The following is a 14846-nucleotide window of genomic DNA, read 5'->3' as shown; positions in this document are numbered from 1 at the left end:
TGCTCGCTACGGTACATATTCTCCCAGCTTCCTAGCGACGATTAAACCACAGGGCGATCACGAGCACGATTGATCCCATTGTCAACTGCGACCAGTTTACTAGCTCGCCGAAGACCAGTGCTGAGCAACCAATTGCAAGGGGAATCTTCAAATTATTACAGATGGCCAGAGTGCCCGTATCTACCCGGCGTGCGCCAAAATTCCACAAAAAGAAGCAGACCCCCGAAGCTAGAATCCCTAAGTAAACGAGTGAAAGAGTTTGATGACTCGTTAACGTTGAGAGCGCCCATGTTTGCGGCGCGGGTAGGAATGGTAGTGTCGATAAAATTGCACCAAGGTAGAGCAGTGAAAATACGTGGTGATCTTTGAGCTGTACTGTTTTCATCACTTTTTTATACGCCACCTGGCCAAAGGCAAAACTTAGATTGGCAGCTTGAATGAGTAAAAATCCTGTCCTGAACTCGGTTAAATGTAACTCGCGGTACAAGATGATGCTGGTGCCGAGTACCGCAAGTAGGGATGCGTACATGAAGCGACGATGAAATTTGAGAGTAAAGCAGTCATTTATCACCGTAACGTAGATGGGGGTGAAAATAGTGAATAGTGCTACTTGGTATCCCTTTAGGTAGTGAAACGAGGCAGTGTAAGCCATATACATGACACCATACTGAATGGCACCAATTGCCAACAGTGCGACCATTGTCATTATGCGGCAGTGTTTAAGGCGCGTGAAGGGGAGGAACACCAGCCATGCGAGAAAAAGTCGTACTGCTGTGACCAGTACGGGGTCAATTCCCGTGAGCTGTCCTTTGATTAATCCAAACGAGAAAGCCCAGATCAGGGAAACAAGTATGAGAGATGGCATAGGTGGTTAGTTGTTTCTTGGGGGTTGGAGTTTGGGTCAGTGAACGGGTGTTGTGTGCGTAATGTTGCCCACGTTGTTACAAGGGGAGGCTCACGCAATTTTTCCCTTTATTCTTTGAGCGGTAAAGTCCCGCATCCGCAATGGCTATGATTTGGTTTTTGGTGAGATTCGCGTTCTTGGAGCAATAGAACGAGACGCCAATGCTCACTGTTGCCGAGAGGGTCTCACCGTGCCAGTTAACGGTTAGCTGGCTGATGTCCTCACGTAAGCGCTCCGCAATTTCACCTGCAACTTCAAGAGTTGTTTCTGATAAAATAACGGCGAATTCTTCACCACCATAGCGGGCGACAAGGTCCGTATTGCGCATGGTTCGTAGCGTGGTATTGGTAATTTCTTGTAATAATTTGTCTCCTGCTTGGTGACCAAAGGTGTCATTGATGACCTTAAAGTCATCGACGTCAAACATGAATAAGGAGAAAATCGTATTGTAGCGTGAAGCACGTTGAAGTTCGCGGTCAAAATGGTCGTGAAAATAACGTAAGTTGTACAGCCCAGTAAGGCTGTCTTGGAAAGCAAGGCGGCTGAGCTCGGCGTTGGCTTCGGTGAGCTTAGCGCTTGTTCGCTGAGCGTGTTCTTTCTCTGTTTTATATTGTTTTTTTAATTGAGTGGTCGAAAGGTTCAGGTTTGACAGTGCTTCGTTGGCTTCCTGTAGAAGCTCAGTAGCACTTTTGGCTAACTTGGTGGAGATGTCAAAGAACGATAGTACCTCGCTGCTTTGTTCCGAGATCTCTTGAATTAATTGATTGATTTTGTCGTCGCTGAGTTGGTAGTGCTGCTTTAACTCGTCGCGGAATGTTTTAAGTTTATGTTTCGCTGGCTTGCCGTGAAACGCAGCAGATAACTTATCCGATAGATTAATCACTCGAGCAGGGCATTCAGCCTCTGCGGGAGCCATGTCGGGCTGTTGGTGCCATGCTATCGGAATTGTGATTTGATCCGGTAGTCCCCATTGTTGCAATAGTTCGCTACCAAGTTGTGCATGTGAAAAACTGAAATGTTCTTGTTCTATCTCGTTGATGCTTGTGTGGGGGTGCTCAGTCCTGAAAATTTCTCGGTAGCTTGGCAGGCAATTGTCGGCGATAAGGATGCCAATGTCGTGCAATAGGGTGGCAATAAAAATATAGTCGTTGGATCGGCAAATTTTACGAGCAATAATATTTGCGCCAACGGCAGCCGTTACAGACCGTTTCCAGAAATATTCAACATTGAAGTCACTGTCAGGTATTTGTTTGAAATTAGCGACGAGCACAAAAGATAGAGCTACGTTTGTGAGTAGCATTGTGCCCATTCGCGTAATGGCTTTGTCTAAAGTGTCAATTCGGATAACTGGTGCGAAAATAGATGAGTTGGCGATTCTCAGGACTCGTGCTGTCAAAGCTGGGTCGGTATTGATGAGTTCTGTTAATCGTGTAAAGGAAGGTTCTTCTTTCTGGACCTCTTCTAAAATTCGTAGAGCAATTGCCGGCGGTGTTGGTAACTTAATGCTAGAATTGTTTGCCAGTAGTTTTTTGATGACTGTCATAAATTAAACCCTCCACTCCCAACTTTAGCATAAATTACGTCTTTTATGTGTGAAATACTGGCTCTATTGTTGACAAAGTGGTTTGGTCTGACTATTTTAGCCACGAGTAATTGTGATGCGAATTTATTGAAAGATTTAGTTTGCTCGGGTTACTGTTTTATTTATGACCCAAAATTGAAAAGGAATTTATTGTGCCATTATATGAGTATAAATGTTTATCATGCGAACTACTCTTTGAAGTACGGCAAAAGTTTTCTGATGCACCACTAAAAACATGTCGTGAATGTGGTGCTGAAGTGACAAAGGTTATTTCTCAGGGTGGATTTGCCTTAAAGGGTGGTGGCTGGTACGAGCAGGGTTATTCGGCCTCCAAGGCCACTGCGGGCTGTCCTGCCTCTTCAACTTCAGGTTGTGGTGGTTGTTCTAAATCTAGCGAAAAATAAGTATGAAAGTAGTGCTATTTCTTAACTCAATGTGTTTTATTCGGAGGTCAAAATGAGTCAACTGATTGATGGAAAGGCCCTTGCTGCCCAAATGCGTGAGGAGATGGCAGGTCGTGTTCAGGAACTCGAAAACAAAGGGGTGACACCAGGCCTGGCTGTTGTATTGGTTGGTGAAGACCCAGCAAGTCGCGTATATGTCGCAATGAAAGAGAAGGCTTGTGCTGCGACAGGGATCTATTCTGCGGAACATAAGCTTGCAGTTGAAACGACTCAACAGGAGCTCTTAGACCTTGTTGATCAACTGAATAACGATGAAAGAATTGATGGTATTTTGGTGCAGTTACCATTGCCTGCTCATATCGATGAAGACTGTATTCTTAATGCGATTTCTCCACTTAAGGATGTTGATGGTTTTCATCCCTTCAACGTTGGTTGCTTAGCGACAGGGAATCCAACATTCCGCTCCTGCACTCCGTACGGTATTATGAAAATGTTGGAGTCGATCCCTTATGATTTGAATGGTAAGGAAGTGGTTGTTGTCGGTCGATCTAATATTGTTGGTAAGCCTGTGGCTCTTATGTGTTTAGCTGCAAATGCTACGGTAACCATTTGTCACTCGCGCACTAAAGACCTTGAGGGACATGTTGGTCGTGCTGATGTCGTGATTGCCGCTGTGGGTATCCCTGAGATGATCAAGGGCTCTTGGATTAAAGAGGGTGCCGTAGTGATTGATGTTGGTATTAATCGTGTTGCTGACAAAAAACTTGTCGGTGATGTTGAGTTTGATGCAGCCGCTGCGCGCGCCAGTTATATTACGCCAGTACCCGGTGGTGTCGGCCCTATGACCATCACCATGTTACTATTCAACACGATTCAAAGTGCTAGTCAACGTACGGTAAAGTAGATGGTGCTTCGCTGAGTCTGTAATTGATGAAAAAAGGGGCCGTTTGGCTCCTTTTTTTATTGACGATATATGTTTTGTCTCTGGCCGGAGATGTATTCAAAGTAAGCATGAATGGTCAGTTGGTCATCTTCATAGCTGTCGGGTAGGGCACCATAAGGTTGCCCCTTAAAGATGGCGGCAATGGCTTCACGATCAAGACGCTCAAACCCCGATCCGCTTACCAGTTCAACATCATCGATTGTGCCATCTTTGTTTATAGTGATTTTCAGTAAGGAAACACCTTGTTGTCTCTTCCTGATTGACTCTTCTGGGTAGTTCCAAACACTATAAATCCCTTTTTTGAAGCGATTGAAAAAAGAGAACAGTTTGTCTTGTTTCATGTTCAGTAACAGTTCATCTCCATTTTCAATATTGGGTCGTTGCTTTGTTTGTGCACCCTGGGCAATGTCTGCTGCAGCATTAACCCCGGTTTGAAAAAGATCCTTTAGGGTCGGTAGTTCCTCAGGCTGATTAATTGGCCGATCTGCCACAATTGACTCAACGTGCTCGCGAACACTATTTTGTGACGGTTGCGGTTTCTCCTCTTTGGGTTGAGGAGGCTGAGGCTGGGCAACGCTTGGCGAGCTATCCTCCATGTCGTTTGCTTGAGGAGCTTGCTCCTTTACAACATGCTGGTCGATAGCGCCTTGGCGCTGCGTTGTTGTTGGTGGTGTTTCAGGCTGTTGTGGTAAAATGGTTTCACGCTGCGGCTCTGAAGGGGGGATTTCGACGTAAAAAGGCTGTGTCTCTTTTGGTTGGTCGGCTTGCTTTGGTGCCGACAGGTTTAACCCTATCCAGTGAATGAGTAGGGATAGGATTATACCAATAATTAAAGGATAGCGAGTTGAGGTAAAATTCATAATCTCATGGTTGCGTTGGCACTAAAATAATGGCTCGTAAATTAACATATCTTGTCATTATAGCACTATGCTTTTGTTCAACCTATCCTTCTTTTGTTCAGTTCTGTTGCTGGATTTAAGTTGACGCTGGATTTAAGAATCAGGTATAAGTTTTGGATAATCAAACTATGTTTTATAAACAGGAGGAGATATGCATCTCGTAGAACAGATTAAGGCAAATGCACGTACGAATATGCAAACCGTAGTTTTGCCTGAGGGTTATGATGACCGCATGGTAGAAGCTGCAGGAAAAATAGTAGCCGATGGCTTGGCTAACATTGTATTACTTGGCAATCCTGATGTACTTAAGGCAAAAGCTGATGAATTAAATGTGACCCTTGATGGCGTGACATTGCTTTCACCAGCGTGTGCACCGCAGTTGGATGATTATGTTGCTGAGCTGGTTGAGCTTCGCAAAAAGAAGGGGCTTACTGATGAGCAGGCGCGTGAATTACTAACTGCCGATGATAACCTCTTTTTTGCCTCCATGATGGTTCGCAAAGGTGATGCTGGCGGTGCTGTTGCTGGTGCATTTAATACCACTGGTGAAGTCCTTCGGGCTGCGTTTCAAGTGATTGGTACTGCCGCGGGAATGAAGACTGTATCGTCGGTGTTTTTGATGGTAACAAAAAATCCAGAGTTTGGTGAAAACGGTATTTTGCTGTTTGCCGACTGTGCTGTAAATCCAAATCCAAATGCCCAAGCTCTGGCTGAGATTGCAGTATCAACAGCGCAAAGTTGCAAAAGCTTTTTAGGTGTTGATGCCCGTGTCGCAATGCTCTCATTCTCAACAAAAGGGAGTGCGCAACACGAAGATGCCGATAAAGTTTTAGAAGCTCTTGCCATTGCTAAAGAGCTTGATCCGTCATTGTTGATTGATGGTGAGTTGCAGCTTGATGCCGCTCTTCTTGCTAACGTTGGTGAGAAAAAAGCCCCCGGTTCACCTGTTGCCGGTAGGGCCAATACTCTTATCTTCCCAACCCTTGATGCAGGTAATATCGGCTATAAGCTGGTTGAACGTGTTGCAGGGGCTGAAGCTGTTGGGCCTATCATACAGGGGCTAGCTAAGCCCGTAAATGATCTGTCTCGTGGTTGCTCTGTTGATGATATTATCAATGTTTCGGCTATAACAGCGGTACAAGCTCAAGGATGATGGCGGCGCAAAAAAAATCCGCCCACCTGCGTTGCAGCGTTTGTTCAAGACGTTGACATACAACCTGTATGTCTTCACCCTTGAACAACCACTACGCCTTGGGGTACGAAGTTTTTGCTTAGCCATCTAATTCGTTTTTGCGAGACCATCAATATATAATAAAAAGGGCCATCTTCCAGTAGGAAGATGGCCCTTTTTAGTGTGCTATGAAAACAGCCTGCTAAGGTACATATTCAGGTGTGGTGAATGTGTAAGGGAATTTGGTGTGCTCGGTGTAGGTGCCGTTAAGAATACCCACAACATCCTCAACGAATACCAGCTCTTCGTTGGTAGGAATCACAAAAACTTTGACTGGAGAATCGGGCTTAGTGATTTCGGTTTCACCACTTTTGCTGAAAGTTTTGGCATTCTTTTCGAGGTCGAGATGGATCCCCATAAATTCAAGACCTTCAACCGCCTTTTCACGAATGACAGCGGCATTTTCACCAACCCCAGCAGTAAATACAATGGCGTCAACACCACCAAGTGCAGCAGCATAAGAACCGATATATTTTTTTAGGCGGTATGCTTCGATATCTAATGCAAGTTGGCAGCGCTCATTTCCCTCTTGTGCTTTAGTAATGACATCACGACGATCTGTGTAGCGACCGGTAATTCCAAGGAGTCCCGATTTTTTGTTGAGAATTGAATCAATCTCACGTGGAGTGCAGCCTTCTTGGTCCATGATGAAAGGCGGAATTGCTGGATCAATGTCACCACATCGTGTTCCCATCATAGCACCTTCGAGAGGGGTTAATCCCATGCTGGTGTCGATGGATTTTCCGCCTTTGATGGCACTATGTGATACGCCATTGCCGATATGGAGGGTGATGATGTTGCATTGATCTAACGGTTTGCCTAGGTTGATTGCCGCTCGTTTCGAAACATAGAGGTGGCTCGTGCCATGAAAACCATAGCGGCGAACGCTGTATTCTTCATACCACTCGTAAGGGAGAGGATAGATGTAAGCGTGAGCTGGCATAGATTGATGAAATGCTGTATCAAAAATTGCAATATGTGGCACATTGGGGAGGACCGCTTGCGCCGCTTCAATTCCTGAAATGTTGGGTGGATTGTGCAGCGGAGCAAGGTGTTGAACTTCACGGATTGCATCGAGAACTTCCTCGTTGATTGGAACAGAGCAGGTGAATTTCTCACCACCGTGAACAACGCGGTGGCCGACGGCCGAGATCTCTTCCATTTTCTTCACCACACCGTGGGTCGGGTGGGTTAATGTTTTAATGATGAGATCGATGGCGATGCGGTGGTCTGGGCACTCAGATTCCTCTTTGTAGGTATCTTTACCTGGGACGTCATGGGCAATAAATGAGTCACCGATGGTCACACGCTCAACTACCCCTTTAGCAATAACCTCTTTTTTATCCCAGTTGAATAACTGGTACTTAACCGATGAGCTGCCACAGTTCAAAGCGAGTATATCCATGTGTCTATTCTCCTCCCCATTGGGACCTATATTTTATAAAAAGATATATAATGCTGTTTTAATAGGTGTTTATACTGCTGTAGTGCTATTTGGTAACTACTTGTTTTTAAGGCGAAAAAGTAATCGCAAGCCGTTATGAAGCATAGCTAAATATCATTTCTATTGCAAGAAGTTTTGTCCTTTTTTAGTGCTGCTAAACAGTTTTAGTATAAACTTTTCGCTGAATAATGGTGGCGGAATTAAGGTGTGGGGTGCTAGTGGGTAATAAGACATGTGAATTTGCGCTGATTTACTGAGATGTGTTGTGAACTAAGTGGTGTGAATATTTATTGCTGGACGAGTTAATTTTAATATCAATAAAAAAAGAAAAAGCCGTAGCGATACGAGATCGTTACGGCTTTGATGTTGTGTCTGGAAGAGCGAGTCTTTAGTTTGATGCTGCTTTAGAAGATAAAGGTTCTACGCTGAACTCATTGAGTTCGTCCGGTAGATCGGTAAAAACAATCATGAAAGGCAATGATTGTCCTGGAGCAACATTGACATTGGAAAGCGCTGAGCCAAAAGGATTTGCCATTTGATTGTTTAAACTGTTCATTGGGGCAGATTTTAATTCTTCATCACTGATAATATTGCCACAAAAAACGGTTTGATGAAGCAACGGAGCTCCTTTTTTTTGATATAATGTCCCCTTCACGCAAAGTTCCGATTGGGTGGTGGTAGAGGCATTCGTAGCGATGCCTTTAATCACGAAAAGTTGGCCTGAAGTGCTATTTTCAACATAATAACTTTGTGTGGTACTAATTTGAATGTCGTTTTGCTGATTTTGGGCCGCTGGTTGTAGTTGCTTTTGGACGCTTTGGATCATTTCAAATACATCCGTTGTTCCTAATGTAACAAACAGGTAACCATATGCTCCCGCAATCATAAGGACGATTAACAGTACAAAAATCATAAATTTGGATGTTTTACGTTTTTCAGCTTTAGGTTCTGGCGTGTCATCGACTTCCTCTTCTGGGAAAATTGGTTCGTCGCTGACTGGTGGTGCTAGTGGCGTAATAACCTCTGGCTCAGGACTCTCAAAGGTGAATTCTTGTGGTGCCGGTTCTTCTGAGGTCGTTGCCGATTCTGAACTTGTTCCAGAAAGGGTAGGTTCCTCATTGTCAAAGCTGAAAGCTTCCGTAGAAGAAAAGCTAAAAGCATCACTATCAGCATTCCATTCAGGCAACGGAATGGGCTCAGGTTCAGGGGCCGTTTGTAAATCAGCGGCTTCGACCATTGGCTCAGGAGCTATCTCGGGTTCAGTTTTAGGGAGAGGCTCGATTGGTTGAGCAATGATTGCTGAAGTTGAATCGATGGTAAAAACATTTTCACAGCGTACGCAGCGAACTTCGATTTGTCCCCCATGCAGTGCTGAATCATCAAAATTGTACGTTGTTTCGCATTGCTTGCATTGGATTATCATCAAGCGTCTCCTTGGGCTAGCTGTTGAGTGGGGTCAAAAGTATAAATCGCATCAAGATTGCGATAAAGTTCATCGTAATCAAGGCCGTAGCCAACGATAAATCCGTCATCCATTGTTATGCCGTAATAGTCACTCTCAATTGGCACACAGCGGTGTTTTGTTTTGTCAATCAAGGAACATATTTTTATTGTCGCTGGGTTACGTTTTAGTAAGTGCTTTTTTAACACTTGAAGTGTCAAACCTGTATCAATAATATCTTCGATAATCAGAATATGTTTGCCCTGAATATCGGTTTCAATGTCTTTTTTGAAAATTATCTCTCCAGATGACGTAGTCTTCCCGCCGTAGCTGGATACGCAGATAAAGTCCATGGAAAGGGGCCGATTTATTTCTCTCGCGAGGTCGGCGGCAAACATCATCGCTCCCTTAAGGACGACAATCATTAAAATTTCTCTGTTGTGATAGTCTTGATTGATTTCACTGCCAAGACGAGCAACCTGTTGAGCGATATATTCTTTAGTGTAAAGTTGTTTCATGGTAATAAATATGGTCCATAGGTGTTAATAAAATTATAACGCTTAATTCTATAACAAGTTCGGCAGTTGATGTCAATTTACACTGAAATTATTGGAGGATTTATGCGGTTTATTTTTGTTGGTCTTACTCTGTTATTGTGTGGAGCAACAACAAGTTTTGCCTTACCGCAATTGGCGGTTGAGTCATCACTGATTGATTGGGGCAATATCTACTCAGGGGAGAAAAGAGAACATCGCTTTGTCTTGAAAAATGACGGAGATAGCCCTTTAGTGATTCAGCAGGTAAAAAGCTCGTGTGGGTGCACTGCGGCAATGGTAGATAGTAAAACGATCCTCCCTGCGCAGCAAACAGAACTACGTGTTCGCTTTAATTCAAAGAACTTTCGCGGACGGGTGACAAAGAAGGTCACTGTTGTCAGTAATGATCCGCAGCAACCGCAAAAGCGTTTTACATTACAAGCACAGGTTGTTTCAGAGTTGTCAGTCACCCCATCACGGTTGTCGCTTGGAGCGATTGCTGCTGGTAACGACATTGAGAAAACGGTTACATTCGTCAATCGTTCCGATGTTTCCATTGCAATTAAGGCAGTTCGTTCAACCTCGCGCTACATCACGTTGAGTAATGTTCCAGATATCCTCCAGCCGGGGCAGGAGGCCATCGTGACGGTGACTATTCGTCCGACATCGTCAGCGAAGGCTGTGTTGAATGGATATCTTTTGATCGATGCGCAGGGGCATGTTCGTAATCAGTTGAGGATCCCTGTGTTAGCGAAAGTTGTTCGTTGATAGTGTGAAAAAATTATGGTGCTGGTGTTGTCTTGCGGTAGCGTAACCATTTATAACTCTCACATAAAATGAAAATAGGCGCTGATATCACTAGGATGATACCCCAGTCTGTAAGGCTCAATGGTACGGTGTGAAGGGCTTGTTGTAAAAATGGGAGATACACCGCACACAGTTGCAACCCGATGGTGCCGAACCATGCAATAATGATCCATGGGTTTGAAAACACGCCAATTTTTATTAGCGGTGTATGCAGGGCGCGAAAATTAAAAACGTTAACCTTTTCGAGAATGATGATGGCAGTAAAGGCGACGGTTTGAGCGACGGCAATACTGCGCTGATCGCCTGATGCAAGATAGTGGTGGAATAGCCATAAGGTTGTTAGGCCAATATAGCCGCCCAATAGCAAGATCATCATCAATGCATTGCGATTCAAAATAGAATCGTGTTGCTGGCGCGGTGGGCGTTGCATCACTCCTTGTTCGGTGGGTTCAAGACCTAAGGCTACAGCGGTTAGGCCGTCAGTGACTAAATTCATCCATAAAATTTGCACTGGCAGTAAAATGAGTGGCCCACCGAGGAGGATGTTGATGAAAATCGCGACCACTTCACCCATGTTAGATGAAAGCAGATAGCGGACAAATTTTTGAATATTATCGTACTGCCGCCGCCCCTCTTCTACCGCGCCAACAATCGAGGCGAAGTTGTCATCAGTTAAGATCATGTCGGCAGCACTTTTGGCCACATCGGTTCCGCGTAACCCCATAGCGATACCAATGTTCGCTTGCTTTAGTGCCGGTGCATCGTTGACACCATCCCCCGTCATTGCAACGACCTCATCCATCTTTTGAAGGAGTGTGACAATTCTTAATTTGTCTTCAGGAGTTGTCCGCGCAAACACGATGTCATCGCTTAATTTCTGGCGCAGAGAAATATCGTCCAACTCCTTGAGTTCTGCACCTGTTATGGCCTGTTGTGTCGGCCAGCCAATGGCGTGGGCAATTGCTAAGGCTGTGGTGGGTGAATCACCGGTAATCATGATGGTTTTAATTCCCGCGCTTTTAACACGCTTAATCGCCTGAGGTACTTCACTGTGAGGCGGATCAATGATGCCGACAATGCCGAGCAGAGTGAGGTCTCTCTCGATTTCATCCTCATCAAGGGGGGTGTCTTTTTTGATTTCGCGTCGAGCAATCGCCAGAGTTCGTAAGCCTTGTGTTGCTAGAGAGTGATAGGCTGATTTTGCCTTGCGACGATCCTCTGCGATAAAGGGTGTAATTTCACCTCCTGTTAATATGGAAGTGCAGCGTTCAAGGACAACTTCAGGGGCACCTTTGGTGTGGGCGATGAAATGGTTGGGACGATGTTCAATCACCGTCATTCGCTTGCGGTTTGAGTTGAATGAAAATTCACTGACCGTGTAGGGTGTTTCTGCCTTAGTGAGACTAGCCTTGTAGGCGGCAACCACCAGCGCTGCTTCTGTGGGTTCGCCAAACTGCTGCCAGCCATGATCACCCTTAGAAACCTGGGCATGATTACACTGTAAACCGCTGTGTAATAACGTAATGAGATCGTGTCGAACGGAGCGAGATAAGGGCTGGCCTTCACAGCTGAAATCACCTTTTGGCGCGTAGCCGATTCCTGATACCGAAACTTCGCCCGCTGGTAGCCATATCTGCTGAACTGTCATTTGGTTTTGGGTTAGAGTGCCGGTTTTATCGGTGCAGATCACCGTTGTCGCACCGAGGGTTTCACCTGCCTGAAGGCGGCGTAATAGCGCGCGCCGTTTCACCATAGCGCGCACTCCCAAGGCTAAGGTGATGGTCACTACGGCTGGGAGTCCTTCGGGAACCACCGCTACCGCAAGTGAGACCCCTGTTAAGAACATCTCCAGTAGTGGTTTGCCGAGTAACCAGCCAGTAATGGCCACAAGTAGCGAGATTGCGATAGCTGTTAACCCTAATTTTTTACTCAATCGGGCGAGGGTTTGTTGCAGCGGTGTAGGTTCTTTGCCGACTGTTTGAGTTAGGGTTGCAATGCGACCAAACTCTGTTCTCATCCCAGTTTCAATCACCACCCCTTGCGCGCTGCCGTTGGTCACTGCGGTTCCCATCCAAGCGATGCAGCTGCGTTCGGCGAGGGGACACTCCTGTTCCACGGCATCCGTATGTTTTTGGCTTGATTCAGATTCTCCCGTCAAAGATGACTCATCAATCCTGAGGTTGATCGACTCAATCAAACGTAAATCGGCGGGAACTCGGTCACCCACTTCGAGCACCACGATATCGCCGGGGACAAGATGTTTAGCATCTAAACGTTGCTGTTGACCATTGCGGATGACGTTGCATTGTGGTTCAAGCATCTGCTGTAGGGCTTCGATAGCACGTTCTGCTTTCCATTCTTGAACAAAGCCGAGAACGCCGTTGAGGGCAATAATAATTAAAATCGTAATGGCATCGCCAACTTCACCCAAGCTAAAGGCTATGGCTGCGGCAACAAAAAGGATAAGGATAAGTCCATCAATAAATTGCCGACCGAAAACGCGATACCATGGTGTCGCGCCTGTTTCAAGGAGTAGGTTTGGCCCGTATTGGAGGCGCAAAAGTGCTCCCTGTTGGTGGCTTAAACCATTTTTAGCATCGCTATTGAGGGTGGCGATACACTCTTCGCTCCGTTGTGCATGCCACAATGTTGGTGGTGTGTTGCCGCTGTTGTTCTCTGGAACGGTCACGATGAGAGACCTCCATTATTAGGTGTCGAGGGGGATGGTGTGCCTCGCTGCCATCTTATTCTAGTAGTATCATTGATTTAGAAAAATTCAAGAATGTCTAGATGGTGAATTTTGACTGCTGGCAGCAGCTATCCCCCTTTTTTTGTTCATTATAGAAACACATTTGAGATTAGAAAAACGTCGAAGCTCTAGCTATTGGAGATTTGTACAGTATAATTATTTTTTAGTTAGGATCTTCTCGATAGTTACTGAATTAAGTAGCGAGTGGTGGGATTAAATGTTGGGGATGAAACATGGCAACTGGATACAAAAACTTGTGCGATGCGCTAGCGTTTCAGCAATTAAATTCGTTGGCTAAAAACAGAACAACGCCATTAAAACTTAATTCCTCGCGTTTAAAGCGTATGACCGTTTCAATGGGAACGGGTTTATTTTATAACTATGCCGCTAAGTTAGTTGATGAGCAAATTTTGACGGTATTACAAGATTTAGCCGACGAGATGGACGTGTTAGGTCAGTATCGCCAATTGATTGCTGGTGCGGTGATGAATGGCAGTGAACAACGACGAGTGTTGCACCATCTCACGCGAGGGCAGCTAGGCCCAGCCGTGATAGCCCAAGGATGTGATAAACGGTTGTTTTATGAGGGGCAACGGCAGCGTATCAGTGCTTTTGCCGAAAAAATCCATAGGGGCCAACTGCTTGGTAGCACAGGTGAGCGGTTTCGTCATGTGTGCCAAATTGGTATTGGCGGTTCGGCCCTCGGGCCGCGCGCCCTTTATTTGGCTTTAGCTCACGGCGCACATTGCCGCGACCAGCAGTACATGACGGCTTCATTTATCACCAATGTTGATCCCGATAATGCCGGTCAGATACTGGCCGATCTCGATCTTTCTGCAACACTATTTATCGTCGTTTCTAAATCGGGCACAACGCAGGAAACCTTGAGCAATGAAGCCTTGGTGTGTCAGGCGTTGCAACAGGCAGGTTTAGATCCAGCGATTCATCTGGTCTGCGTTACCAGTGCAGGTTGCTCCATTGCATCGAGTGTACGTTATTTAGATCACTTTTATCTCGATGATGCAATTGGGGGTCGCTTCTCATCAACCAGTGCTGTGGGGGCCACGCTGTTGACATTGACCTTTGGTGCCAATGTGTTTGCGGCTCTTCTCGATGGTGCACATCACCAAGATAACTTGGCACTTAATCCTTCTGTTACCAAAAACCCTGCATTACTTGATGCCCTGATTGGCGTTTATGAACGCAACTGCCTTGGTTATGGTTGCAGTGCCGTGTTGCCATACAGTCAGCCATTGATCCGATTTGTTGCCCATCTGCAACAGTTGGATATGGAATCGAATGGCAAGTCAGTTAATCGTGATGGTGTTCCCTTGTCGTACAACAGCGGTCCGATTATTTTTGGTGAACCAGGTACCAACGGTCAGCATTCATTTTATCAACTGTTGCATCAGGGCACTCAGATTGTGCCATTGCAGTTTATAGGCTTTCAGCATTCACAGGGGGGAACCGATCTTCAAGTGGGTGGCTCTACCAGTCAAGATAAACTTAATGCCAATCTTGTTGCACAAATTTTTGCCTTTGCCAACGGACAGCAAAGCAGTGATTGTAATACTTTTTTTGCCGGTCAGCGACCCTCAAGCCTTATCTATGGCGAACAGCTCACTCCGTGGGTGTTGGGAGCGCTGCTCGCCCATTTTGAAAATAAAGTGATGTTTCAGGGGTTTTTGTGGAATATCAATTCGTTTGATCAAGAGGGGGTTCAGTTGGGCAAGCAACTTGCTCAACAAGTGTTATGTAATCATGTTGACGAAGAACCGCTTAAAGTGTTGGCTGAAATGTTGAAAATTCATACCATGCACTCATAAAATTTAGGCCAACCTCTTGCTATATCCATGGTGATGGGGTTGGTGCAATATTTCTTTCTAGGGTGGTTCGCGGAGGGTAG

Annotated in this window: 12 protein-coding genes; 5 read left to right on the top strand and 7 right to left on the bottom strand. The window is 45.5% G+C overall.

Going from position 1 to position 14846, the window contains the following annotated elements; translation table 11 throughout:
• Positions 1–31: 31 nt before the first annotated feature.
• Together ACZ5KY_RS00515 and ACZ5KY_RS00510 are read right to left on the bottom strand one after the other, a co-directional pair.
• The gene (locus ACZ5KY_RS00515; protein ID WP_464241953.1) at positions 32–865 is read right to left on the bottom strand and encodes an EamA family transporter; all 834 of its coding nucleotides are present in this window, start codon (positions 863–865) and stop codon (positions 32–34) included.
• Between the two features lie 76 nt (positions 866–941).
• Complete coding sequence (locus tag ACZ5KY_RS00510; RefSeq protein ID WP_464241952.1) at positions 942–2447, bottom strand: sensor domain-containing diguanylate cyclase; 1506 nt, start codon at positions 2445–2447, stop codon at positions 942–944.
• A gap of 191 nt (positions 2448–2638) precedes the next feature.
• On the opposite strand from ACZ5KY_RS00510, the gene ACZ5KY_RS00505 reads away from it, so the two are divergent.
• Positions 2639–2890 carry an FmdB family zinc ribbon protein gene (locus ACZ5KY_RS00505; RefSeq protein ID WP_464241951.1) on the top strand — a complete coding sequence of 84 codons (252 nt, stop codon included), beginning with the start codon at positions 2639–2641 and terminating at the stop codon, positions 2888–2890.
• A 52-nt stretch (positions 2891–2942) separates the two neighbouring features.
• A complete protein-coding gene (gene folD / locus ACZ5KY_RS00500; RefSeq protein ID WP_464241950.1) occupies positions 2943–3794 on the top strand; it encodes a bifunctional methylenetetrahydrofolate dehydrogenase/methenyltetrahydrofolate cyclohydrolase FolD in 852 nt (283 codons plus the stop codon).
• Between the two features lie 56 nt (positions 3795–3850).
• Here folD and ACZ5KY_RS00495 read toward each other — a convergent pair whose 3' ends face one another.
• Positions 3851–4693 (bottom strand): energy transducer TonB, encoded by an 843-nt coding sequence (locus tag ACZ5KY_RS00495; protein ID WP_464241949.1) that lies wholly within the window; start codon positions 4691–4693, stop codon positions 3851–3853.
• Positions 4694–4883: 190 nt separating this feature from the next.
• Here ACZ5KY_RS00495 and pta point away from each other — a divergent pair, with 190 nt between their 5' ends.
• Positions 4884–5885, top strand: coding sequence for a phosphate acetyltransferase (gene pta, locus ACZ5KY_RS00490; protein WP_464241948.1), 1002 nt, complete (start codon positions 4884–4886; stop codon positions 5883–5885).
• A 220-nt stretch (positions 5886–6105) separates the two neighbouring features.
• Here pta and ACZ5KY_RS00485 read toward each other — a convergent pair whose 3' ends face one another.
• The 3 genes from ACZ5KY_RS00485 to hpt all read right to left on the bottom strand — a co-directional run bounded on the left by ACZ5KY_RS00485 (position 6106) and on the right by hpt (position 9366).
• Positions 6106–7368: an acetate kinase gene (locus tag ACZ5KY_RS00485; protein WP_464241947.1), complete on the bottom strand. Its 1263-nt coding sequence runs from the start codon at positions 7366–7368 to the stop codon at positions 6106–6108.
• 427 nt (positions 7369–7795) lie between these two features.
• Positions 7796–8830: a DUF3426 domain-containing protein gene (locus ACZ5KY_RS00480; protein ID WP_464241946.1), complete on the bottom strand. Its 1035-nt coding sequence runs from the start codon at positions 8828–8830 to the stop codon at positions 7796–7798.
• Complete coding sequence (hpt, locus tag ACZ5KY_RS00475) at positions 8830–9366, bottom strand: hypoxanthine phosphoribosyltransferase (RefSeq protein WP_464241945.1); 537 nt, start codon at positions 9364–9366, stop codon at positions 8830–8832. Before hpt ends, ACZ5KY_RS00480 begins: the two co-directional genes overlap by 1 nt.
• 102 nt (positions 9367–9468) lie before the next feature.
• On the opposite strand from hpt, the gene ACZ5KY_RS00470 reads away from it, so the two are divergent.
• Complete coding sequence (locus tag ACZ5KY_RS00470) at positions 9469–10152, top strand: DUF1573 domain-containing protein (RefSeq protein ID WP_464241944.1); 684 nt, start codon at positions 9469–9471, stop codon at positions 10150–10152.
• Positions 10153–10165: 13 nt separating this feature from the next.
• On the opposite strand, the gene ACZ5KY_RS00465 is transcribed toward ACZ5KY_RS00470, so the two are convergent.
• Complete coding sequence (locus ACZ5KY_RS00465; protein WP_464241943.1) at positions 10166–12880, bottom strand: cation-translocating P-type ATPase; 2715 nt, start codon at positions 12878–12880, stop codon at positions 10166–10168.
• A gap of 293 nt (positions 12881–13173) precedes the next feature.
• On the opposite strand from ACZ5KY_RS00465, the gene ACZ5KY_RS00460 reads away from it, so the two are divergent.
• On the top strand, positions 13174–14766 hold the full coding sequence (locus ACZ5KY_RS00460) for a glucose-6-phosphate isomerase (protein ID WP_464241942.1): 1593 nt from the start codon (positions 13174–13176) through the stop codon (positions 14764–14766).
• Positions 14767–14846 lie beyond the last annotated feature (80 nt).

The organism is Desulfuromonas svalbardensis (assembly GCF_055389415.1).
Note: the sequence above shows the minus strand (reverse complement) of the source record. Positions and strands in the feature narration are given on the sequence as shown.